Source organism: Salipiger bermudensis (genome assembly GCF_017309175.1).
In the GTDB taxonomy this organism is placed as follows: domain Bacteria; phylum Pseudomonadota; class Alphaproteobacteria; order Rhodobacterales; family Rhodobacteraceae; genus Salipiger; species Salipiger bermudensis.
Genome location: NZ_JAEKJV010000014.1, coordinates 70,725 through 92,887 on the forward strand (window position 1 = coordinate 70,725; position 22,163 = coordinate 92,887).

Here is a 22,163-nt window from a genome sequence, read left to right on the forward strand (position 1 = left end):
CCCCTCATACGACCCGCCGTCGTTCCTCTCGAAAGGAAGACCCAATGACCTATGACGCATCCGCGCGCGAAGAACGCGGGGCCGTCGCGGAGAGCGCCTCCGACCGCACCTTCTGGGGACGCCTGTCGAGCTGGGCGCCGTACCAGTGGCTTGCAACCTTCGCCACCGCTTCGCCGCGCCGCCAGTTCCTGATCCTCGCCGTGTTCCCGATCCTGTGGGTGCTGACCCAGCATCTCGGGCCGATGCTGCAGATGCTGCGCGTGTCGCTGACCGATGCCTACCCGGTCGCGCCTGGCGTCGAGCAGCATTTCACCTTCGACAACTACCTGAGCTTCTTCGGAGACAGCATCTTCTGGATGCCGTTCTTCCGGACGCTGATCTTTGCCGGGGTGTTCACCTTCTGCACGCTGATCATCACCTACCCGGTGGCCTATTTCCTGGCCCGGCACGTGAGCCCCAAGAACCGGATGCTGTTGCTCCTGCTGCTGCTGATCCCGTTCTGGGTCGGCGAGATCGTGCGGACCTATGCCATCATGATCCTGCTCGGCAACACCGGCGCGGTGAACATGGTGCTGCGCTTCTTCGGCCTGATCGACCGGCCGATCCCGTTCATGTACACGAGCTTTTCCATGGGGGTGGGCATCGTCTACCTGACCGCGCTCTACATGCTGCTGCCGCTCTACTCCTCGCTCGAGAAGCTGCCGAAGTCGATGAACGAGGCCGCCGCCGACCTCGGCGCGGGCGCCTGGACCCGGTTCCGCCGCATCACCCTGCCGATGACCCTCGAGGGGATCTCGTCGGGCTGCACGCTGGTGTTCCTGATCTCGACCGGTTTCTACGCCACGCCGGTGCTGCTGGGCGGGCCGTCGACGACGGTGTTTGCCGAGACCATCGCGGGCTTCTTCCACGTTGCCGGTGACCAGTGGCCCACGGGGGCGGCCTTTGCCGTCATCATGTTCCTCGCGGCGCTCGCCATCACCGCAGCCTTCCAGCGGCTGATGACCGCGCTGCGCAAGGGAGACACCAAATGACCCGTCACAACCGCATCCTGCTCTCCTGCGTCTACTGGGCCTTCGTGGCCTATGTGTTCGTGCCGCTGATCCTGATGGTGTTGATGGGCTTCAAGGACAGCAACTTCATCGGCTTCCCGATCCGCTCCTGGACGCTCGACTGGTACACCGGCGTATTCGCCGACACCGAGACGCTGGCCGCCTTCGGTTACTCGGTGGCCATCGCGGTCCTCTCGACGGTGTTCTCGGTGATCGTTGGGACCTGGATCGCGGTGCTGCTCGAGGGGCGCAAGTTCTGGGGCCGCGCGGCGATCTTCGGCATGACCGTGCTGCCGGCACTGATCCCGGGCATCATCTCGGCCATCGCCTTCCGGATCTACGCCCGCTATCTCGGGATCGAGCCGGGCATGGGCGCCATCGTCTGGAGCCACGCGGTGCACAACGTGCCCTTCGTGGTGCTGGTGGTGATGGCGCGGCTCTCGACCCTGCCGAAGAGCCAGATCGAGGCCGCCCGCGACCTCGGCGCCGACCCGCTGATCGCTTTCCTGCGCATCACCTTCCCCTATCTCGTGCCGGCCATCATGGGCGCGAGCATCTTCTGTCTTCTCCTCAGCTTCGACGATTTCGTGCGCTCGTTCTTCCTCGGCGGCTACGAGCCGACCCTGCCGGTGCTGATCTTCGCCAAGCTGAAATCGGGCATGTCGCCCGAGATCAACGCCATCGCGACCGTGGCGCTGGTTCTGACCGCCGTGATCGGCGTCTGGGCCGAGCGTTTCACCCGCCGCATGAACAAGGATAGCTGATCCATGTCTTCTGATCCTCTCGTCCGCCTCGAAGGCGTGACCAAGCGCTTCGGCGACACCGTGGCGCTCGACAACCTGACGCTCGACATTGCGCAGGGCGAGTTCGTCACCTTCCTCGGCCCGTCGGGCTGCGGCAAGTCGACCACGCTGCGCATCCTCGGCGGCTTCGAGCAGCCGACCAGCGGCCGGGTGCTGCTGCGCGGCGATGACGTGACCAAGCGCCCGCCGGAGAAGCGCAACGTCAACATGGTGTTCCAGGACTACGCGCTGTTCCCGCACATGACGGTGCGCCAGAACATCGGCTTCGGGCTCGAGCTCAAGGGCATGGGCAAGTCCGAGATCGCAAAGCGGCAGGACGAGATCATGTCCTTTCTCGAGCTGACCGCTTATGGCGATCGCTACCCGGCGCAGCTCTCGGGCGGGCAGCGGCAGCGCGTGGCGCTGGCCCGCGCCTTGGCGCCCGACCCGGCGCTGCTGCTGCTCGACGAGCCTTTGGGAGCGCTCGACGCCAAGCTGCGTGGGCAGGTGCAGCAGGAGCTGAAATCGATCCAGCGCCGCACCAACAAGACCTTCTTCTTCGTCACCCACGATCAGGAAGAGGCGCTGACCATGTCGGACCGCATCGTGGTGATGAACAAGGGCCGCGTGGAGCAGGACGGCACGCCGGAAGAGCTCTACTTCCACCCGGCCTCGCGCTTCGTGGCCGAGTTCATCGGCGAGACCAACCTGCTGACCGGCGAACTGCGCGGCACCGAGGGCAACGCGGTTGTGATGGACTGGTTCGGCAACACCCTGCGCGGCCATGCGCCCGGCGGCGTGCCGCAGGCCGGTGAGGCGATCACCGCCTCTGTGCGCCTCGAGCGGCTGGGCTTCCACGCCGAGCGCCCGACCACCGCCAACGCGGTGCAGGGCAGGGTGGTCGGCAAGACCTTCCTCGGCAGCCGCATGGCGCTCGACCTGATGGTCGAGGAGGCCAAAGGCGCCACGCTCAAGGCCTATGTCGATGCCGATACCGGCCAGTCCGTGGGCGAGGCCCCGGTCTGGATCGGCTGGGACGAGAGCAGCATGGCCGTGCTGCGGGACTGAGATACGGGGCGATGCCCTGGAGACGGGAGAGGCGGGCCGGTTGGTCCGCCTTTTTCTTTTGGAGCCGTATGGCTGCGCCTGAGCGAAGCCTGCGCGGAATCAAGGCCGAAGGCCGCCGCGCCATCGCCTGCCCGCCCCCCGGGCTGGCGATTTGGTGAGGGCAGCAAGAGGTTGGGAGATCCTTCGGACTTGGCCGGGGTAAATCGAGAGGGTCGCAGGTTGGATCGCCACCCCGCGGGCAGGCGATGGCGCGGCAGGTCGCTCGGTTTACTCAGTGTCACAAAGGCAAAAAAGCGGACCCGAGGGTCCGCTTTTCCGTGTCTCTGTCGAGAAAGGGCCGGTTCAGCTGGCGCGGCGCTCGTCGAAGCTCAGCGCGATGAACTCGGGCATGTGATCGCCCATCCCCACCACGTTGTTGTCGGACTTGGAACCACGGCCCCGGCCCTTGTCGGAGCGGCCACGATCCGAGCGCGGCTTGTCGGCGCCGCTCTTCTGCGCCGGGGCCTTGCTCTCCTTGGTGTCCTTGCTCTCCTCGGGCGCCTCGACGGGGGCCTCGGTAACAGGAGCTTCCGCCGCAGTCGCCTCGGCAGGGGCGTTGCCCTTGTCGGACTTGCGCGACCGCGAGCGGGTGCGCTTGGGCTTCGCGTCGGTCTTCTCTTCGTCGGCGGTGGCCTCGGCCTTCGCGGGCGCTTTCACGCCGGGCAGCTCGACGCGCGGAATCTCCTTCTGCAGGAGTTTCTCCACATCCTCGAAGTTCTTCTCGTCGCGCGGCACCACGATGGTGAAGGCCTTGCCTTCGCGCCCGGCACGGCCGGTGCGGCCGATGCGGTGCACGTAATCTTCGGCATGGCCCGGCACGTCGAAGTTGAACACGTGGCTCACGCTTGGCACGTCGAGGCCGCGGGCCGCCACGTCGGAGGCGATCAGCAGGCGGATCGAGCCTTCGCGGAACCCTTCGAGGGTGCGCGTGCGCTGCGACTGGTCGAGGTCACCGTGGATCGGCTCGGCGTTGTAGCCGTACTTTTTCAGCGACTTGGCAACGATGTCCACATCGACCTTGCGGTTGCAGAAGACGATGGCGTTGGTGCACTTCTCGCCCTCGCGGTCGATCAGCTGGCGCAGCACCGTGCGCTTCTCCGAGCCCTCGCGGTCCTTCCGCGATCCCTTGAAGAAGACGGCACCCTGCTCGATCGTCTCGGACGCGGTGGCCTGACGGGCCACTTCGATGCGCTCGGGGTTCGACAGGAAGGTGTTGGTGATGCGCTCGATCTCGGGGGCCATGGTGGCCGAGAAGAACAGCGTCTGGCGGGTGAAGGGCGTGAGCGAGAAGATCCGCTCGATATCCGGAATGAAGCCCATGTCGAGCATCCGGTCGGCCTCGTCCACCACCATGACCTTCACATCGGTGAGGATCAGCTTGCCGCGCTCGAAATGGTCGAGCAGGCGGCCGGGGGTGGCGATCAGCACGTCGACGCCCTTGTCGATGAGCTGTTCCTGTTCCTTGAAGCTCACGCCGCCGATCAGCAGCGCCTTGGTGAGCTTCACGTATTTCGCGTAGGTGTCGAAGTTTTCGGCCACCTGTGCGGCCAGCTCGCGCGTGGGGCACAGCACGAGGCTGCGCGGCATTCGGGCGCGGGCGCGGCCACGCGCCAGCGAGGTGATCATCGGCAGCGTGAAGCTGGCGGTCTTGCCGGTGCCGGTCTGGGCGATGCCCAGCACGTCCTTGCCCTCGAGCGCGTGGGGGATGGCGCCGGCCTGGATCGGCGTCGGCGTCTCGTAGCCCGCTTCTTCGATGGCCTTGAGAACCTTGGGGTTCAGGTTGAGATCAGAAAACTTTGTCATGCGTGTCCGTTTTGGGGTGCGGACACTGAGACTTGGCCCGCGCGAATGGTCCTGGATCGGGCCCGGTTGGCCCCATACGTGATGGCTGATGCGATCCCGATGTGGCGCCTTGTACCGGAATCACCGGGGAAACGTCAATCAGCGCGGCATTTTGGGGGTGAAATCGTGGGCTCGAAGGGACAGTCGCGCAAGGGTTGTTCGGAGAACGGCGACAGTTTCGCGTCACCGTTGGCGTCTTTGTCGCTGATCGCGGCTCAGGCGCCGGGGAAATGCCGTTGGCGCAGGGCGGTGAGATCCATGCAGCGGCGGCGCAGCAAGCCGCGCGCGGCAAGCTGGTCGAGCAGCGCGGGCCGTGCGGTGCAGACCTCGTCGTAGAACAGCCGTAGCGCCTCTTCGCCGCCCGCGCCTTCGATCATCTCGAAGAGGGTGTGAAGGTTGACCGCCCCTTCACCGCGCGCCTGCGGCTTCAGCTCGGCCCGGTAGGACCCCTGCGCCAGCCGGAAGCGGTAGAGACGGAGGAAATGCTCCCAGTCAGCGGCGTGGAAATGGCCGAGTTCGAGGTCGGAGAGTTCGACCTGCCCGGGGTTGGTCTGGCCATCCAGCTCGACATTGTGGATGCGGATCTGAAGCCCCTTGGTGCCGGGGCGGAAGAACAGCTTTCCCGCAACGTGGCTCAGGAACCCACCCGACAGATGACGCCCCCATGTGGGAAAGCAGGCCTCCGCCGCCTCCTGCCGGGCGCGCTGGTCGAGGGGGAAGGCCTTGAAGACGGTCTCTGCACCCGCCTCGAGCGGCGCCAGCGCCTCGACCGGACGCACGCGGGCGCAGAGGCAGCTCTCGGGCAGGGCGGCCAACTCCTCGGCCACGGGGCGCGAGGGCAGCAGGAACTCGTCGGTGTCAATATGGGCGAGCCAGTCGACCTCGGGTTTGCGGTTGTTGGCGTGGCGGGCGTTGGCGCCCTGCCGGACCTGGTGTTTCGCCGGCTTGCCGTTGCGCTTGGCCCACCAGGCATCATCGGTTCGGAAGACCCGGATCTTCGGGTGGGTGGCCAGCCTCTCCTCCGCCTCTGGCATGGCGTCGTCGAGATAGAGGTAGATCCGGTGCGCCCCGAGCTCGAGATGCCAGGCGGCGAAATCGAGGATCTCGGGCAGGGCGGCGTTGGTGGTGGTGACAGTGCCCCAGCGGATCATGGCAGCGCCCCGAAAATCCGTGCCACAGCCGCATCTGGATCGAAGGCGCGGGTCAGCAGCATGTCATGCGCGGCAAGGCGTGCGCGCAGCTCGGGGGTGTCGGCGCAGACCTCGTCGAAGAGCATCCGCAGTCCGTCCTCGCCCTCTTCCTCTGCAAGAAAGGCGATCAGGTTGGCCTGTCCCATCTCTTTCCGCTCGGAGCGCGCCCGGTAGGAGCCCTGCGTGCGGCGGAAGGCGAGGTGGTCGCGGAAGTGCTGCCAGCTGGGTGCGTGCAGGTGGACGAGGTGGATGCCTTCGAGCTTGGCGCGGTTGCTGGCATCCTCGCCGCGGTATTTCAGCGTGTGGATGCCGAGACGGGTCTCGGGGATGCCGGTGCGGGCAAAGACCTTGCCGGAGGTGTGGCTCAGGAAACCGCCATAAAGATGCATGCCGAAGGTCGGGTAGATCTCCTGCAGCACCGCCTTCTTCTGCCCGGCGTGGTGATGGGTGCGCTTGAAATGCACCGGCCAGCCTGCGTCGTTTGCCAGCGCTTCCACCGGTGCCACGCGGGCCAGCGCGTGGCCGCGCGAGACCTCGGAGAGCAGCTCGGCCACCGGGCGGTCGCTGAGCAGGAACTCGTCGGCATCGATATGGCCGAGCCAGTCGAGCTCATCGTGCACAGCGCGCAGGCAGCGGGTGGCGTTGTGGGCCTGCCTCAGCTGGTGCGCCTCGGGGCGGGGCTTGCCGGTGGCCTGCCACCAAGCGTCGTCGCAACGGGTGACGTGGATCCTCGGGTGGCGTTCGAGAAAGGCGGCGGTCTCGGCCTCGGGGGCGTCGAGATAGATGTGCAGCGCCTGGGCGCCAAGCTCGAGGTGATGGGCGGCGAACCGCGCGATGACGGGCAGGGGCGCACGGATCGTCGAGACCAGCCCCCAGCGCAGGGTCTCGGGCGTGAGAGACGCAGCTTCGGCAGGCACCGGGGCGGGGTTGCCGGGGCGCTTGCCGGGGGCGGGCTCGGGCGTCTGGCGGGCCTTGCGGGTGCGCATGACCATCAGCCGGCGGAACAGCGTGCGATCATCGTGGATCAGCAGATCGAGCAGGTGATGGGCGAGGGGGGCGATCACCGGGTCCGCCTCGGCCTCCATCCAGAGCCGCCCGATCATGTTCACGTCGAGCCCGCCATTGACGATGGAATAGGCGTCCATGTTCAGCGGCAGCTTGCCGCCGGCCTTGCGGTCGAGCGCAAAGGGTCGGTCGGCGGGCTGGCCCGAATAGAGCCGCTCGGTTTCGTAGAGCTTCATGGTGCCGAAGAGCACGGTCAGCGCCAGCCCGACAGAGCGCTGGGTCGCGGTCAGCCCGTGATCGCCAAAGGTGGTGATGGCCGAAACCAGCCAGCGCGGATCGAGGGTTTCGAGCAGATGCGGGCCCTGTTCGGCCCAGAGCCGGTGGAAGAGCTCGGGCAGGTGCGCGGGGAAGTCGCGCTTGCGCAGATGGGCGATGAGCAGGCCGTTGAGAAACACCAGCTCGCTCTGGCCCTGCAGCTCTCGGCGCAGGTCGAAACGCTTGCGATGATAGCTGGAGCGGAAGGGGCGGTCCTCGGACGGATCATCTTCGGGGTCGGCGACGATCTGCAAGGCCAGCGGGGCGAGGTCGAGATCGGCGGGCGGCGGGGCCTCGCCTCTAGCATAGCTGATGGCGTCGCGCCGGCCCTCCATCTGGGTCAGCACCGCATCGATGCCGCCGGGCCAGGTGGGGCGATTGCTCTTGCTTGTCTCGTCGCTGGGGTCGTCGCTGCTCATGGCGCGGAGAGTGGCGCGGGATCGCGCGCCGCGCAATCGTGGCGGCGCGCTTTCCGGGCGTGGTGGTGCAGCGGGGACGCGGGCGTCAGAGGCGCTCGTAATCGCCCAGCATGGTCGGGCAGCGGCGATGGGCGTTGGTGAGACCGGCCGCCGCGCCGTTGCGGATCAGGTGCCACGTGGGCTTGTAGCCCGGCACCTGCGCCCGCGAATACGAACAGCCGCCGGGAGTGACATAGACCTGGCCCTGGTAGGATGCGCCGGGATGGGGGTTCGCGTTGTTGGCACGCAGCGTCTTCTGGCTGGGGCCGAAGGCGGTGTTGGCGGCGTGCGCCGCGGGGGTGAGCGAGATCATGGCAACAGCGAAGGCAAGCGCGAAGGGTCGGTTCATGCAGGGAAAACTCCGTTCCGTTGGGTGTGAGGGCAGGATCGGGCACAGGTGTAAACGCGACCTATAAATTTACAATGCGCGGCGTTTCCTGACGTTGCGCTGCGGCGCCAGGGGCGCTGCGCCGGTGCTGCGGGCTTGGCAAAGCCTGCGCTTTGGGGCAGAGCAGAGGCATGAGCACCACCTCCTTCACCCTCCACGCCACCGACGGCAAGGCGCGCACCGGCGTGATCTCGACCCCGCGTGGCGAGATCCGCACCCCGGCCTTCATGCCGGTGGGCACCGCTGCCACGGTCAAGGCGATGCTGCCCGAGCAGGTCCGCTCCACCGGGGCCGACATCCTGCTGGGCAACACCTATCACCTGATGCTGCGCCCCACCGCCGAGCGCATCGCGCGCCTGGGCGGGCTGCACCAGTTCATGAATTGGGACCGGCCGATCCTGACCGACTCGGGCGGTTTCCAGGTGATGAGCCTCGCGGATCTGCGCAAGCTCACCGAGGAGGGGGTCAGCTTCCGCAGCCACATCGACGGCTCCAAGCACATGCTTACCCCCGAGCGCTCGATGGAGATCCAGCGCCTGCTGGGCTCGGATATCGTGATGTGTTTCGACGAATGCCCGGCACTGCCCGCCGACCGCAAGCGGCTCGAGGAGAGCATGCGCCTGTCGATGCGCTGGGCACAGCGCTCGCGCGATGCCTTCGGCGACCGGCCCGGGCACATGCTCTTCGGCATCCAGCAGGGCGGGCTCGAGCCGGACCTGCGCGAGGAGAGCGCCAAGGCGCTGACCGAGATCGGCTTTGACGGCTACGCCGTGGGCGGGCTCGCGGTGGGCGAGGGGCAGGAGGCGATGTTCGGCTGTCTCGATCACGCGCCGGACACCCTTCCTGTGGACAAGCCGCGCTACCTGATGGGCGTCGGCAAGCCGGACGACATCGTCGGCGCGGTCAAGCGTGGCATCGACATGATGGACTGCGTGCTGCCGACCCGCTCGGGGCGCACCGGGCAGGCCTTCACCCGGCGCGGCGTGGTCAACATCAAGAACGCCCGCCACGCCGATGATCCGCGGCCGCTGGACGAACACTGTTCCTGCCCGGCCTGCACCGGCTATTCGCGCGCCTACCTGCACCACGTGTTCCGCTCGCACGAGATGATTTCGGGGATGCTGCTGACCTGGCACAACCTGCAATATTTCCAGGACATCATGGACGGGATGCGTGGGGCCATCGCCGAGGGCCGGTTCGAGGCTTGGGAGGCTGCGTTCCACGCCGGCCGTGCCGAGGGCGATATCGAGCCCCTCTGAGAGCTCGCCCATCGGCGCCGAGCGGCGCCGTGGGGCATGGAACCGCCGTGCCGGGGCCGCGAGCGGAACCCGGGCACGGTCCTCCGCATTGGGGTCCTGACACGCAAGTTACAGGAGGCCTCATGCGCCACATCACTCTTCCCGCCCTCTCCCTGATCCTGATGACCGGCGCCGCCGCGGCGCAGAGCGTCGACATGTCCAACCTCTACAGCGTCGATGACGCGGACGTGATGGGCCCCGATGGCAACAAGATCGGCGAGATCGAGGAGATCCTCGTCGATGTCACCGGCATCCCGGTGGCAGCCGTGGTCGAGGCCGGTGGGTTCCTCGATATCGGAGACGAGGACATCGTCGTCTCGCTCGAGGACCTGACCTTCGACGCCGGTAACTACAGCACGCTGCTGACCGAGGAAGAGCTCGAAGACCTTCCGGAATGGGACGACTGACGCGTTCCGTCCAGGAGAACCATGTTTGCGGCGCGCCTCACGAGGGCGCGCCGTTTTTCTGTCGATGATGGCTCGGTGTGCGGGTTCAGAACACCCCTGCACGGGTGAACAGCCCATGTGCATGCTGCAACGCGGCCCTGCGTTGTCGCGGCGCAGAAAGCACCTATGTCCTGCCTCCGAACCAAGGGGGGCCCGCTTCCGGGCCCGAGCGCGAAAGGACATGACCATGACCGAAGCCCTGTTCAGCAAGTTTACCGCCGGTGGCATCGCGATGAGCAATCGCATCGTGATGGCGCCGCTGACCCGCAACCGTGCCGACGATGAGGACGGCACCGTCAACGACCTGCATGTGGAGTATTACCGCCAGCGCGCTGGCGCCGGCCTGATCATCACCGAGGCGACGCAGATCTCGCCCGCCGGCAAGGGCTATATCCAGACGCCGGGCATCCACACCGAGGCGCAGGCCGCGGCGTGGAAGCGCGTGACCGACGCGGTGCACGAGGCCGGCGGCAAGATCGTCGTGCAGCTCTGGCATGTGGGCCGCATCTCGCACACCTCGCTGCAGCCGGACGGGCAGGCGCCGGTGGCGCCCTCGGCGATCTCGGCGGGGGTTCAGACCTTCACCCAGAACGGCTTTGAGGACACGTCCGAGCCGCGCGCCCTGACCGAGGCCGAGATCAAGGCCACGGTCGAGGATTACCGCAAGGCTGCCGCGCTGGCGATCAAGGCCGGGTTCGACGGGGTCGAGGTGCACGGCGCCAATGGCTACTTGATCGACCAGTTCCTCAAGACCGGCGCCAACCGGCGTGACGACGCCTATGGCGGCGCGATCGAGAACCGCGCCCGCTTCCTCTTCGAGGTGCTCGATGCAGTGACCGACGAGATCGGCAGCGACCGCACCGGCCTGCGCCTCTCGCCCTTCTCGCCGGCGAACGGAATCGACGATGCCGATCCTCAGGCGGATTTCGAATACGTGGTGCCGAAGCTCAACGCCTATGGCCTCGCCTATCTGCACATGGTCGAAGGCGCCACCGGCGGCTCGCGCGAGCTAGAGGAAGGCCAGAGCATCGACGCCCTGCGCAAGCTCTTCGAGGGGCCCTACATGGGCAACAACGGCTATGATCGCGAAATGGCGGTCAGTGCCGTGGCCGAGGGCAAGGCGGATCTGGTGGCCTTCGGACGGCCGTTCATCGCGAACCCGGATCTGGTCGACCGCCTGCGCCGGGAGGCGCCGCTCAACGAGGGTGACCAGAGCACCTTCTACGGTGGTGGCGCCGAGGGCCTGATCGACTATCCGACGCTCGAAGACGAGGCGGCCTGATCCGGTTATGCTTGTGCGGGCCCGCGCCTTGCGGCATGAGACGGGCCTGCACTCGCGGCAAGGAGCCGGAACATGGATTACTCGAAATCGGGCGGCGCGCGCCCGGGCAGCAACGCCCCGCGCTACGACCGCCACAAGGACGCGCCCAAGGGCAAGGTCGCCACTGCCGGCAAGGCAGGCAAGGCCGAGCTTCTGGCGCGGATGAAAGCCGCACAGTCGCAGGGCAAGGACGCGCCCGAGACCTGAGCAAACCGGCGGATGCGGCCCTGACGGGCGGCATCCGTTCCTCCTTGTGCAGCGGTGCGGCGTGGTGCCGGTTCGGGTCCGGGTTTTCGCCGCCGTCACGCAAAAGTCGCCTTGCAGCCGCTGGCCCGCTTCGTCATGCTGCGTCGACCGGAGGGTGGCGCGGTTGATTTCCGAAGGGCACGACCCCACCTTAAAGCTCCGAGACAGGGGATGGCGGGAGCCGCCGGAGAACCGGGGCCGGGCCATCCTGCCAAGACGAAGGAATGCTAATGCAACAGCCTCTCAATTCCTCCTATCCCGTGCTGCCGCTGCGCGACATCGTCGTGTTCCCGCACATGATCGTGCCGCTCTTCGTGGGGCGCGAGAAGTCGGTGAAGGCACTCGAGGAGGTCATGGCCGACGACAAGCAGATCCTGCTTGCCGCCCAGATCGACCCCGCGGTCGACGACCCGACCAGCGACGGCATCTACCGCGCCGGCGTGCTGGCCAACGTGCTGCAGCTGCTCAAGCTGCCCGATGGCACCGTCAAGGTGCTGGTCGAGGGCCAGAGCCGCGTGAAGATCACCGAGTATCTCGAGAACGAGGAGTTCTTCGAGGCCAAGGCCGAGCACGTGTCCGAGATGCCCGGCGATCCCGCCGCCATCCAGGCGCTTGTGCGGACTGTCGGTGAAGAGTTCGAGCGCTACGCCAAGGTCAAGAAGAACATCCCCGAAGAGGCGCTTTCGGCGGTCTCCGAGACCACCGAGCCGGCCAAGCTGGCCGACCTCGTCGCGGGCCATCTCGGCATCGAGGTGGAGCAGAAGCAGGAGCTTCTGGAGACGCTGCCGATCAGCGAGCGGCTGGAGAAGGTCTATGGCCTGATGCAGGGTGAGCTGTCGGTTCTGCAGGTCGAGAAAAAGATCAAGACCCGCGTCAAGAGCCAGATGGAGAAGACCCAGCGCGAGTACTACCTGAATGAGCAGATGAAGGCCATTCAGAAGGAACTTGGCGACGGCGAGGATGGCCAGAACGAGGTTAACGAACTGGCCGAGCGCATCGAGGCCACGAAGCTCTCGAAAGAGGCACGCGAGAAGGCCGATGCCGAGCTCAAGAAGCTGCGCAACATGTCGCCCATGTCGGCCGAGGCCACCGTGGTGCGCAACTATCTCGACTGGATGCTGTCGATCCCGTGGGGCACCAAGTCGCGCGTGAAGAAGGATCTGGGCCGGGCGCAGGACGTGCTCGATCACGATCACTACAGCCTCGAGAAGGTCAAGGAGCGCATCGTCGAGTATCTCGCGGTGCAGGCGCGCAGCCAGAAGCTGAAGGGGCCGATCCTCTGTCTCGTCGGCCCTCCGGGTGTCGGTAAGACCTCGCTCGGCAAGTCGATGGCCAAGGCCACCGGGCGCGAGTTCATCCGCATCTCGCTGGGTGGCGTGCGCGACGAGTCCGAGATCCGCGGTCACCGCCGGACCTATATCGGCTCGATGCCGGGCAAGATCATCCAGGCGCTGAAGAAGGCCAAGACCACGAACCCGCTCATCCTGCTCGACGAGATCGACAAGATGGGGCAGGACTTCCGTGGCGACCCGGCCTCGGCAATGCTGGAAGTGCTCGACCCCGAGCAGAACGGCACCTTCGTCGACCACTATCTCGAAGTGGAGTATGACCTTTCGAACGTGATGTTCGTCACCACGTCGAACTCGTACAACATGCCGGGGCCGCTGCTTGACCGGATGGAGATCATCCCGCTCTCGGGCTACACCGAGGACGAGAAGACCGAGATCGCCAAGCGCCACCTGCTGAGCAAGCAGATCAAGGCCCACGGGCTCAAGAAGGGCGAGTTCACGCTCACCGACGAGGCGCTGACCGACATCGTCCGCTACTACACCCGCGAGGCCGGGGTGCGGAACCTCGAGCGCGAAATCGCGCGCCTGGCCCGCAAGGCGGTGACCAAGATCGTCAAGAAGGAGACCGAAGAGGTCACGGTGACGCCGGAGAACCTCGACGATTTCCTCGGCGTTCGGAAGTACCGCTACGGCCTGGCCGAGGACGAGAGCCAGATCGGCGTTGTGACGGGGCTTGCCTACACCTCCGTGGGGGGCGACCTGCTGCACATCGAGGCGCTGAAGCTGCCCGGCAAGGGCCGCATGAAGACCACCGGTAAACTCGGCGACGTGATGAAGGAGAGCATCGAGGCCGCGTCCTCCTATGTGCGCTCCATCGCGCCGCAGATCGGGGTCAAGCCGCCGCGCTTCGACAAGTGGGACATCCACGTGCACGTGCCCGATGGCGCGACGCCCAAGGATGGCCCCTCGGCCGGTCTTGCGATGGTGACGGCGATCGTCTCGGTGCTCACCGGGTTGCCGGTCCGCAAGGACATCGCCATGACCGGCGAGGTCACGCTGCGGGGCAATGCCTCTGCCATCGGTGGCCTGAAAGAGAAGCTGCTCGCGGCGCTGCGCGGCGGGATCAAGACCGTTCTCATCCCCGAAGAGAACGAGAAGGATCTGGCCGAGCTGCCCGACAACGTGAAGGAGGGGCTCGAGATCATCCCCGTCAAGCACGTGTCGGAAGTGCTCGAGATTGCGCTGATCGGCAAGCCCGAGCCCATCGAGTGGGACGAGGAGGCCGAAGAGGCCGCCGCGGCCCTGGCCAAGGGCGAAGACACGGCCGCGGGCGCGACCGCGCACTGAGGCTGGTCCCAACCGGAAAATGAGGCGGCGCCGCAAGCGATTGCGGCGCCGTTTTTGTTTTCGCGACTGGCTGGCCGGATGAGCGCAGTATGCCGCATTTCGGTGTCGCAAAAGAAAACGCCGGGCGCGGGGCCCGGCGTTTCGAATGACTTTCGGAGGGGAGAGCTTAGCTGCCCTGACCCTGCGGAGCTGCCGGTGCCTGCTGCTGGGCCGGTGCTGCCGCCGGGGCGGGGGCGCCTTTGCCGCGGGACGACAGCGGGTCGTCCTGACGCTGCACGGAGCCTTCGAAATGCGCGCCGCTCTCGATCGCGATGGTCTTGTGGATGATGTCGCCCTCGACCCGCGCGGTGGCGGTGAGGCGGACCTTGAGGCCACGCACGCGGCCGACGATGCGGCCGTTGATGACGACGTCGTCGGCGACGACTTCGCCCTTGATGGTGGCGCTCTCGCCGATGGTCAGCAGGTGGGCGCGGATGTCGCCCTCGACCGTGCCTTCGACCTGGATGTCGCCGGTGGTCTTGAGGTTGCCGGTGATGTGAAGATCGCTCGACAGCACCGATGCCGGCGGCTTCGCCTTCGGCGGGGTCGACGGCTTGAAGTCGCCGCTGGGCGCGCGCGGAGCTTCGGCGGCCGGCTTCGGTGCGTTGTCCTCGGCCTTGGGGCCGGGCTCGTTGATCTTGCTCTTAGAAAACATCGTTTGCAGCCTTGATGTAGATCATGGGGTTCACAGGTTCGCCTCCGACGCGGACCTCGTAATGAAGATGCGTCCCGGTCGACCGTCCGGTATTTCCCATATCACCAACACGGTCCCCGCGCGAGACCCTTTGGCCGACCTTCACGCGGATTTTGGACATGTGCGCGTAGCGGGTCTCGATTCCGAACTCGTGCTTGATCTTTACCAGCCGGCCATAGCCCGACATCCAGCCCGCATGGGTCACGACGCCATCGGCGGTCGAGTAGATCGGCGTGCCATGCGGCGCGGCGAAATCGGTGCCCGCGTGCAGGCGGCCCCAGCGGCGGCCGAAGCCCGAGGTGAAGCGGAAGGGATCCTTCAGCGGCGTGGCGAAGGGCGCCTTCTCGGCGGCGATGCGGTAGAGGTTGAGCTTGTCCATCTCGCCGAGGATGCGGTTGGCGCGCTCCATGTCGGCGGAGGGTTCCTCGCCGCGGGTCGAGAAGGTCAGCGGGGTCAGAGGGCCGCCCTGGCCGGAATAGCCGCGGCGAACCTGGCTGATGATGCGGTCGGGGTCCATCCCGGCATCGGAGAACATCTTGTCGAGCGGCTTGACCGAGACGGTCATCGCCTCTTCGAGCTGGCGGAAGATGCGGTCGTTCTTCTCTTCCATCAGGCGCAGCTCGGTGGCGATCTCGTCGGCGCGCACCAGCGCGTCCTGCGCATCGGCGACCACCTGGTCGCGCTCCTCGGCGGTGCGGGCCAGTGCCTCGGCCAGCAGGTCGAGCGTGCCATCCGCCTCGTTGCCGCCAGCGACGGCCACGTCGCCCCCTTCGATCTGGGTCTCGAGCGCGGCGAGGCGGTCATTGACATCCTCGCGCTCTTTCATGGTCTCGCGCAGCGTGGCCTGGATCACATCGATCCCGGTCTCGAGCTCGCGCCGGCGGGCCTCGCTGTCGAGCAGCTTGCCCTGCATCGCCGAAACCTGCTCGAGCGCTGTGCTGAAGCGTTCCTGCGCGGCGAGCGATTCCGCCGTGCGGGTGTCACGCTCTTGCGAGAGCTCGTTGAGCCGGCGCTGGTAGGTGATCTGGTCGCGCTTGGCCTGTTCCCGGAAGTTCCCGGCGCTGATGCTGTCCATTAGCAGGATCGCAGTGGCGACGATGGTCCAGGCGACCACCAGGCCCGCTCCGAGAGCGGCCACGGCCTGCGTCTCCGAGCGCAGCCGGATGAAGCGTGTGTCGGTGTCCGATTTCAGAAACACCCGACGTTCTGGAAAAACGCGCTCTAGCAGCGCATGGGTTCTGATCGCGAAACGCGTTCTCACCGTATTCGTCCCCTGTTCCCGTCCAAGTTCCAATGCGCCGGTTCCCCACCCGACGTCTTGGCAAGGGGGTAAAGAGGCAGCGACAAAATCGCAACAATTTTGGGCTTGCCGTGGTTTTGCCGCGGCGGAATCGCGCTTGGGTGGCGAAAAACCGCCGACACCAAGGGGTTCCGGGCGCTCAATATTTCGTCACTGTTGCCCGGGACGTTCGCCTGCAAGCGATTATTCCTCTGCCAGAGGCCAGTAGAAATCGAGCGGCAGACCCGCTTCGGCGCGCTTCTCGTCGTTGAAGGGCGGCTTCAGCGTGCTGTGGAAATAGCGCCGCACGAGGTCGTGGAACACGTCCTTGGGGTCGAGCTCGTGGCGACCGCAGAGGAAGTGGAACCACTTCGAGCCATAGGCCACGTGGCCGACCTCCTCGGCGTAGATTGTCTCGAGCGCGGCCACGGCATCGTCGGCGCCTGCGCGGCGGAACAGGTCGATCATGCCGGGCGTCACGTCGAGCCCGCGCGCCTCGAGTACCATCGGAACCACGGCAAGGCGGCCCAGCAGGTCCTCGGCGGTGTCTTCGGCGGCGCGCCACATGCCGGCATGGGCGGGCAGGGCACCGTAGAAGCTGCCCTGCGCCTCGAGACAGTCGCACATCAGGTTGAAATGCTTGGACTCCTCGTCCGCCGCGCGCACCCAGTCGTCGTAGAAGCCGAGCGGGAAGCGCGTGTCGGTGAAGCGGGCGATGATGTCCCAGTGCAGGTCGACGGCGTTGAGCTCGATATGCGCCACCGCGTGCAGCAGCGCGATGCGGCCCTTTTCCGAGCCGGGCTTGCGCTTGGGCACGTCGCGCGGATCGAGCAGCTCGGGCTTTTCCGGGCGCGACGGGCGTAGCGGCGGCGCGGCCTTTCCCAGCGGGATCGGCGTGCCGGCCTCGCGGGCGGCGCGCCATGCGCGCGCATGGGCATGGCTCAACGCTGTCTTGGCGCGCCCGTCGGCGGTGGTGAGCACCTCCACCGCCATCTCGCTCAGGGTCTTGGTCATGCCGGCCTGTCCTTTCGCGTCCGCCATCCGTCTCTCAGAGCGCCTTGGCGGCCTCGAGCACCTCCGCGGCATGGCCCGGCACCTTCACCTTGCGCCATTCCTTGGCGATCTTGCCCTCGGCGTCGATCACGAAGGTGCTGCGCTCGATCCCCATGAAGGTCTTGCCGTACATCTTTTTCTCCTTCCAGACATCGTAGGCCTCGCAGACCTCGGAGCCTTCGTCGGAGAGCAGCGGCACGGTCAGCGCCTTCTTCTTCATGAACTTCTCGTGGCTGGCGAGGCTGTCCTTCGACAGGCCGAAGACCTTGATCCCCGCGGCCTCGAACTCCGGCAGCAGGGCGCTGAACTCCTCGTTCTCCTTGGTGCAGCCCGAGGTGTCGTCGCGCGGGTAGAAGAACAGCACCACGGGGGCGGGGCGCAGGGCCGAAAGGGTGACGTCGGCGCCCTCGGTCGAGGGCAGGGTGAAGTCGGGGGCGATGTCGCTCATGTCGAAGGCTCCGGTCTTGCTGTTTCTCAATTCCTGACCTTCGGTGTAGAACGCCGTGAACACAAAGCAAAGCAACGGGCCGCATCACCAGTGACCACAGAGGACCACGAGACGCCGGAACCTGCCGCGCCGTCGGCGCGCAAGCGGCGTCGCGGCCTGCGCCTGCTGGCCGGGGGGCTGCTGGTCGTCATGGTGCTGGCGCTGATCGCGGGGGGCGCCGCGCTGGTGCTGGTGGGCCGGCCCCTTTCGGCCCCGGACTGGCTGCGAGAGGGCATCGAGGCGCGACTCGACGAGGCGCTGCCGGGCCTGACCATCGATTTCGGCGACGTGTCGGTTCTGGTGGAGCGGGACGGTCTGGCCCGGGTGGTGCTTTCGGATGTGGATCTGCAGACCAGCGACGGTGTGCCGGTGGCAACGCTGGCGGATCTGCGCGCCGGGCTCGATCCGCTGCCGCTGCTGCGCGGCGAGCTGCAGCTCGGCCGGGTGAGCCTTGCCGGGGCCAGCATGAGCCTGCGCCGCGACCGGGAGGGCAGGGTCGGGCTGGCGCTTGGCGATGCGTTCTCCTCCGACACCAAGGCCCCGGACATCCCGACGATTATCGCGCAGATCGACGCGGCGCTGTCGGATCCGCGGTTCGACAGCCTGCGCCGCATCGAGGCCGAGGCGCTGACCATTCGCTACGAGGACGCCCGCGCGGGGCGCGGCTGGACCGCCGATGGCGGCCGGCTGAGCCTGACACGCGAGGACGGCACGCTGCGGCTCGCGGGGGATGTGGCGTTGCTTGGTGCCGGCGATGTCGCGGCGACGCTGGCGCTCAACGCGGAGAGCGTGATCGGTGAGCAATCGGCGCAGTTCGGCATGAACCTCAGCGCGCTGCCGGCGCAGGACATCGCGACCCAGAGCCCGGCGCTGGTCTGGCTGAGCGGCCTCAGGGCACCGATCTCGGGGGCGCTGCGCGGCACCATGACCGAGACCGGCGAGCTTGGCGCGCTGAACGCGACGCTGCAGATCGGCGCAGGCGTTCTGCAGCCCAACCCCCGCACCCAGCCGATCCCGTTCGGGCTGGCGCGCACCTATTTCTCCTATGATCCGGCCAGTCAGGCGCTGAGCTTCGACGAGATCACCGTGCAGAGCGCCGTCGGCACGGTGATCTCGGACGGGCGTGCGGTGCTGCACGGCGCCGAGACCGGCTGGCCCGACGGCATGACCGGCCAGTTCCGGGTAAGCCGCTTCGAGGCCGATGCGGAGGGCATCTTCGACACGCCCTTCACGCTCGACGGGGCCGAGCTTGACTGGCGGCTGGGCTTTGCGCCGTTCCGCTTCGAGCTTGGTCGCTTCCGCAGCAGCGACCCGGCCCTGCCACTGCGGCTTTCCGGCGAGCTGAGCGCCGAGAGCGAGGGCTGGCGGCTGGCGCTCGACGGACAGATCGCGCAGATGGATCACGAGACGCTGCTGTCCTACTGGCCGGAACGGATCCAGGACAAGCCGCGCAAATGGGTGGCCGACAACGTCCATGCCGGCGGCATCGAGGATGGCATCTTCTCGGTGCGCAAGGCGCCGGGAGAGAAGCCGGAAACCTATATCGACGCGCGCATCACCGGGGGCGAGCTGACCTACGCGCGCAACCTGCCGCGGCTCACCGGGGCCGAGGGGCAGCTCACGATCTACGACCACCGGCTCGCAGTCACCGTCGAGGCCGGCAAGGTGATCCCGCCCGAGGGCGGAGAGATTGAAGGGGCGGGAAGCCGCTTCGTGATCCGCGACATGCGCGAGAAGCCCGCCACCGGCGAGTTGACGCTTTCGGCGCGTGGTCCTCTGGTGGCGGCGCTCTCGTACATCGACAGCCCCAAGCTCGAGATCATGCAGAAGGCCGGCAGGCCGGTGGCGTTGGGAGAGGGCGATGTCGAGATCGGCGGCACCATCTTGATGCCGTTGATGAAGGGCGTGAAGCGCGAGGACATGACGATCGACATCACCGGCACGCTGAGCGACGTCTCGAGCGACCAGGTGGTGGCGGGCAAGACGTTGGCTGCCGAGCGGCTGGCGCTGGCGGTCGATGATGACCGGGTGACGATCTCGGGCGCGGTGGATTTCGACGGCGTGCCCTTCGAGGGCGGCTGGTCGCAATCGCTCGAGCCCGGTGCCGGCAGCTCGGTCGAGGGCAAGATCGTGCTGTCCGAGCCGGTGGCGCAGGCGCTGGGGCTGACGCTCGCACCGGGGACGATCTCGGGGCAGGGACGCGCGACGCTGAGCATCGATCTCGCGCCGGGCGAGACGCCGCGCTTTGCGCTGAACTCGTCGCTGGCCGGGGTGGGCCTGTCGCTGCCGCAGCTCGGCTGGCGGCTCTCGCAGCAGCAGACCGGCGCGCTCGAGGTGACCGGGGCGCTTGGGCAGCCGGTGCAGATCGAGCGGCTGGCGCTGTCGGGCGCGGGGCTCGAGGCGGAGGGGCGGGTGCGGCTCAACCCCGATGGCAGCTTCGGACGGCTGGAATTGCCGCGGCTGCGGGTCGGGGGCTGGCTCGACAGTTCCGTGGTGCTGACGGCGCAGGGGCGCGGGGCGCCGCCGGCGATCACCCTGAACGGCGGTCGGGTCGACATGCGCAGCGCGCCGTTCGGGCAGGGTGGCGGAAGCGGGGGCGCGGCGACGGGGCCGATGCAGATCAGCCTCGACCGGCTTCAGGTCTCGGACAGCATCGCGGTCACCGGCTTCGAGGGACGATTCCGCGATGCTGGCGGGCTGACCGGGGATTTCACCGCCGATCTCGGCCGGGCCGAGATCAACGGGGCGTTGGTGCCGCAGAACGGCGGCAGCGCCATCCGTATCCGCGCCCGCGATGCCGGCGACGTGCTGGCCGGCGCCGGGGTGTTCAACAACGTCAAGGACGGCACCTTCGATCTCACGCTGGTGCCAGTGCGCGGGCAGGACGGCACCTATGACGGCAATCTCGTGATCCGCGAGACCCGGCTGCAGGACGCGCCCGCCATCACCGGGCTGCTCGACGCGATCTCGGTGGTGGGGCTGCTCGACGAGCTGAACGGATCGGGGATCTATTTCACCGAGGTCGAGGCGCGCTTCCGCCTGAGCCCGCGGCAGGTGGTGCTGACCCGGTCGAGCGCCATCGGCCCCTCGATGGGGATCTCGATGGACGGGTTCTACAACCTCGCCGACAAGCGGATGGACATGCAGGGCGTGCTGTCGCCGATATATATCCTCAACGGCATCGGCCAGCTCTTTGCCCGCAAGGGCGAGGGGCTGATCGGCTTCAACTTCAACCTGCGCGGCGCGGCCAGCGATCCGCAGGTCTCGGTGAACCCGCTTTCGGCCTTCACCCCGGGCATCTTCCGTGACATCTTCCGCCGCCCGCCCCCCAGCGTCAGCCAGTAAGACCACCCCCGACCCGAGAGGCCCCATGCACCTGAGCGATTTCGATTTCGATCTGCCCGATGAGCTGATCGCGACCCGCCCCGCCAACCCGCGCTCTTCGGCGCGGCTGCTGGTGGCCGAGGGCGACACGATCACCGATGCGGTGGTGCGCGACCTGACGCAATGGCTGCGGCCCGGCGACCGGCTGGTGCTGAACGACACCAAGGTGATCCCGGCGCGGCTTTCGGGCGCGCGCACGCGCGAGAGCGCGCAGGGCGTGACGCAGGCGCAGATCGAGATCACGCTGCTCGAGCCGCGCCCGGGCGGGCTCTGGGCGGCGCTGGTCAAGCCGCTGAAGAAGCTGCGCGAGGGCGAGACGGTGGTGTTCTCCGAGGCGCTGTCGGCGACGCTCGAGGCGCGCGAGGACGGGCAGGGGCTCTTGCGCTTCAATCTCGAGGGCGAGGATTTCGACGCGGCACTGGCCGAGGCGGGCGCCATGCCGCTGCCGCCCTACATCGCCGCCAAGCGCGCCGCCGACGCGCAGGACAAGACCGACTACCAGACCGTCTGGGCCGAGCGCACGGGCGCGGTGGCCGCGCCCACCGCCAGCCTGCATTTCGACGCAGGCCTGCTGGCCGCGCTCGAGGCGCATGGCGTCGCCTTCACCAAGGTGACGCTGCATGTGGGCGCGGGGACCTTCCTGCCGGTCAAGGTCGACGACGTGACCACCCACAAGATGCACGGAGAGTGGGGCGAGGTGAGCGAGAGCGCCGCCGCCGAGATCGCCGCCACCAAGGCGGCGGGTGGCCGGGTGATCCCGGTGGGCACCACGGCGCTGCGGCTGCTGGAGACGGCGGCGCGCGACAGCGGCGCCATCGCGCCGTGGCAGGGTGTGACCGATATCTTCATCTATCCGGGCTTCGCGTTCCGCGTCACCGATGCGCTGATGACCAACTTCCACCTCCCCAAATCGACGCTGATGATGCTGGTCTCGGCGCTGATGGGGCGCGAGCGGATGATGGGCATTTACGAACATGCCATCTCGGAGCGCTATCGTTTCTTCTCCTACGGCGATTCATCTTTGCTGATTCCTTAGGCGCTCTGTGCTTGCGTTTGGCAGTGCCTGATGCCACGGCTCTGGCGAAACGGAATCGCCGCCGCACTGCGTGGGCAAGACGCAAGACGACGCACCAAGGAGAGCCGC

18 protein-coding genes are annotated in these 22,163 nt (G+C 67.3%); 10 read left to right on the forward strand and 8 right to left on the reverse strand.

Annotated features, from left to right (window positions below):
• The first annotated feature begins 44 nt into the window (after window positions 1-44).
• From JF542_RS17715 to JF542_RS17725, 3 genes are read left to right on the forward strand one after another with little or no spacing between them, the layout of a single operon-like run.
• Entirely contained in the window at window positions 45-1,031 is a 987-nt protein-coding gene (locus tag JF542_RS17715; RefSeq protein WP_007801249.1) for an ABC transporter permease, read from the forward strand.
• Complete coding sequence (locus JF542_RS17720; RefSeq protein WP_007801248.1) at window positions 1,028-1,813, forward strand: ABC transporter permease; 786 nt, start codon at window positions 1,028-1,030, stop codon at window positions 1,811-1,813. Before JF542_RS17715 ends, JF542_RS17720 begins: the two co-directional genes overlap by 4 nt.
• A gap of 3 nt (window positions 1,814-1,816) precedes the next feature.
• Window positions 1,817-2,899, forward strand: a complete 1,083-nt coding sequence (locus JF542_RS17725; RefSeq protein WP_207076814.1) for an ABC transporter ATP-binding protein — start codon at window positions 1,817-1,819, stop codon at window positions 2,897-2,899.
• A 342-nt stretch (window positions 2,900-3,241) separates the two neighbouring features.
• Here the strand turns inward: JF542_RS17725 and JF542_RS17730 are convergent, their stop codons facing one another.
• The 4 genes from JF542_RS17730 to JF542_RS17745 form a co-directional block, all read right to left on the reverse strand.
• Complete coding sequence (locus tag JF542_RS17730) at window positions 3,242-4,741, reverse strand: DEAD/DEAH box helicase (RefSeq protein WP_207076815.1); 1,500 nt, start codon at window positions 4,739-4,741, stop codon at window positions 3,242-3,244.
• Between the two features lie 254 nt (window positions 4,742-4,995).
• Window positions 4,996-5,931, reverse strand: a complete 936-nt coding sequence (locus JF542_RS17735) for a glycosyltransferase family 2 protein (RefSeq protein ID WP_207076816.1) — start codon at window positions 5,929-5,931, stop codon at window positions 4,996-4,998.
• Window positions 5,928-7,709, reverse strand: coding sequence for a glycosyltransferase family 2 protein (locus tag JF542_RS17740; protein WP_207076817.1), 1,782 nt, complete (start codon window positions 7,707-7,709; stop codon window positions 5,928-5,930). Before JF542_RS17740 ends, JF542_RS17735 begins: the two co-directional genes overlap by 4 nt.
• Window positions 7,710-7,794: 85 nt before the next feature.
• Complete coding sequence (locus JF542_RS17745) at window positions 7,795-8,097, reverse strand: hypothetical protein (protein WP_207076818.1); 303 nt, start codon at window positions 8,095-8,097, stop codon at window positions 7,795-7,797.
• A gap of 170 nt (window positions 8,098-8,267) precedes the next feature.
• On the opposite strand from JF542_RS17745, the gene tgt reads away from it, so the two are divergent.
• From tgt to lon, 5 genes are all read left to right on the forward strand, one after another.
• Window positions 8,268-9,395, forward strand: coding sequence for a tRNA guanosine(34) transglycosylase Tgt (gene tgt, locus JF542_RS17750; RefSeq protein ID WP_207076819.1), 1,128 nt, complete (start codon window positions 8,268-8,270; stop codon window positions 9,393-9,395).
• A gap of 122 nt (window positions 9,396-9,517) precedes the next feature.
• Window positions 9,518-9,841 (forward strand): PRC-barrel domain-containing protein, encoded by a 324-nt coding sequence (locus tag JF542_RS17755; RefSeq protein ID WP_007801239.1) that lies wholly within the window; start codon window positions 9,518-9,520, stop codon window positions 9,839-9,841.
• Window positions 9,842-10,067: 226 nt separating this feature from the next.
• Window positions 10,068-11,162: an alkene reductase gene (locus tag JF542_RS17760; protein WP_207076820.1), complete on the forward strand. Its 1,095-nt coding sequence runs from the start codon at window positions 10,068-10,070 to the stop codon at window positions 11,160-11,162.
• Between the two features lie 72 nt (window positions 11,163-11,234).
• Window positions 11,235-11,408, forward strand: coding sequence for a hypothetical protein (locus tag JF542_RS17765; protein WP_007801235.1), 174 nt, complete (start codon window positions 11,235-11,237; stop codon window positions 11,406-11,408).
• A gap of 269 nt (window positions 11,409-11,677) precedes the next feature.
• Window positions 11,678-14,083 (forward strand): endopeptidase La, encoded by a 2,406-nt coding sequence (gene lon, locus JF542_RS17770; protein WP_007801230.1) that lies wholly within the window; start codon window positions 11,678-11,680, stop codon window positions 14,081-14,083.
• A gap of 166 nt (window positions 14,084-14,249) precedes the next feature.
• Here the strand turns inward: lon and JF542_RS17775 are convergent, their stop codons facing one another.
• From JF542_RS17775 to JF542_RS17790, 4 genes are all read right to left on the reverse strand, one after another.
• Window positions 14,250-14,777: a bactofilin family protein gene (locus JF542_RS17775; RefSeq protein WP_007801228.1), complete on the reverse strand. Its 528-nt coding sequence runs from the start codon at window positions 14,775-14,777 to the stop codon at window positions 14,250-14,252.
• Window positions 14,767-16,077 (reverse strand): M23 family metallopeptidase, encoded by a 1,311-nt coding sequence (locus JF542_RS17780; RefSeq protein WP_083793952.1) that lies wholly within the window; start codon window positions 16,075-16,077, stop codon window positions 14,767-14,769. Before JF542_RS17780 ends, JF542_RS17775 begins: the two co-directional genes overlap by 11 nt.
• A 222-nt stretch (window positions 16,078-16,299) precedes the next feature.
• Complete coding sequence (locus JF542_RS17785) at window positions 16,300-17,109, reverse strand: ferritin-like domain-containing protein (RefSeq protein WP_207076821.1); 810 nt, start codon at window positions 17,107-17,109, stop codon at window positions 16,300-16,302.
• 34 nt (window positions 17,110-17,143) lie between these two features.
• Window positions 17,144-17,596 carry a peroxiredoxin gene (locus JF542_RS17790; RefSeq protein WP_040544924.1) on the reverse strand — a complete coding sequence of 151 codons (453 nt, stop codon included), beginning with the start codon at window positions 17,594-17,596 and terminating at the stop codon, window positions 17,144-17,146.
• Window positions 17,597-17,686: 90 nt separating this feature from the next.
• Between JF542_RS17790 and JF542_RS17795 the strand changes: the two genes are divergently transcribed.
• Together JF542_RS17795 and queA are read left to right on the forward strand one after the other, a co-directional pair.
• Window positions 17,687-20,980 (forward strand): YhdP family protein, encoded by a 3,294-nt coding sequence (locus tag JF542_RS17795; protein ID WP_207076822.1) that lies wholly within the window; start codon window positions 17,687-17,689, stop codon window positions 20,978-20,980.
• A 25-nt stretch (window positions 20,981-21,005) separates the two neighbouring features.
• Window positions 21,006-22,055 carry a tRNA preQ1(34) S-adenosylmethionine ribosyltransferase-isomerase QueA gene (gene queA, locus JF542_RS17800; protein WP_207076823.1) on the forward strand — a complete coding sequence of 350 codons (1,050 nt, stop codon included), beginning with the start codon at window positions 21,006-21,008 and terminating at the stop codon, window positions 22,053-22,055.
• The last annotated feature ends 108 nt before the right edge of the window (window positions 22,056-22,163 follow it).

Excerpts from the sequence above, each read along its gene's own strand:
- JF542_RS17765 (WP_007801235.1), top strand. The coding sequence starts at position 11,235 with ATGGATTACTCGAAATCGGGCGGCGCGCGCCCGGGCAGCAACGCCCCG.
- JF542_RS17730 (WP_207076815.1), bottom strand. The coding sequence starts at position 4,741 with ATGACAAAGTTTTCTGATCTCAACCTGAACCCCAAGGTTCTCAAGGCC.
- JF542_RS17775 (WP_007801228.1), bottom strand. The coding sequence starts at position 14,777 with ATGTTTTCTAAGAGCAAGATCAACGAGCCCGGCCCCAAGGCCGAGGAC.
- JF542_RS17725 (WP_207076814.1), top strand. The coding sequence starts at position 1,817 with ATGTCTTCTGATCCTCTCGTCCGCCTCGAAGGCGTGACCAAGCGCTTC.
- JF542_RS17745 (WP_207076818.1), bottom strand. The coding sequence starts at position 8,097 with ATGAACCGACCCTTCGCGCTTGCCTTCGCTGTTGCCATGATCTCGCTC.
- JF542_RS17735 (WP_207076816.1), bottom strand. The coding sequence starts at position 5,931 with ATGATCCGCTGGGGCACTGTCACCACCACCAACGCCGCCCTGCCCGAG.
- JF542_RS17740 (WP_207076817.1), bottom strand. The coding sequence starts at position 7,709 with ATGAGCAGCGACGACCCCAGCGACGAGACAAGCAAGAGCAATCGCCCC.
- JF542_RS17720 (WP_007801248.1), top strand. The coding sequence starts at position 1,028 with ATGACCCGTCACAACCGCATCCTGCTCTCCTGCGTCTACTGGGCCTTC.
- JF542_RS17790 (WP_040544924.1), bottom strand. The coding sequence starts at position 17,596 with ATGAGCGACATCGCCCCCGACTTCACCCTGCCCTCGACCGAGGGCGCC.
- queA (WP_207076823.1), top strand. The coding sequence starts at position 21,006 with ATGCACCTGAGCGATTTCGATTTCGATCTGCCCGATGAGCTGATCGCG.
- lon (WP_007801230.1), top strand. The coding sequence starts at position 11,678 with ATGCAACAGCCTCTCAATTCCTCCTATCCCGTGCTGCCGCTGCGCGAC.
- JF542_RS17760 (WP_207076820.1), top strand. The coding sequence starts at position 10,068 with ATGACCGAAGCCCTGTTCAGCAAGTTTACCGCCGGTGGCATCGCGATG.
- JF542_RS17785 (WP_207076821.1), bottom strand. The coding sequence starts at position 17,109 with ATGACCAAGACCCTGAGCGAGATGGCGGTGGAGGTGCTCACCACCGCC.
- tgt (WP_207076819.1), top strand. The coding sequence starts at position 8,268 with ATGAGCACCACCTCCTTCACCCTCCACGCCACCGACGGCAAGGCGCGC.
- JF542_RS17755 (WP_007801239.1), top strand. The coding sequence starts at position 9,518 with ATGCGCCACATCACTCTTCCCGCCCTCTCCCTGATCCTGATGACCGGC.
- JF542_RS17715 (WP_007801249.1), top strand. The coding sequence starts at position 45 with ATGACCTATGACGCATCCGCGCGCGAAGAACGCGGGGCCGTCGCGGAG.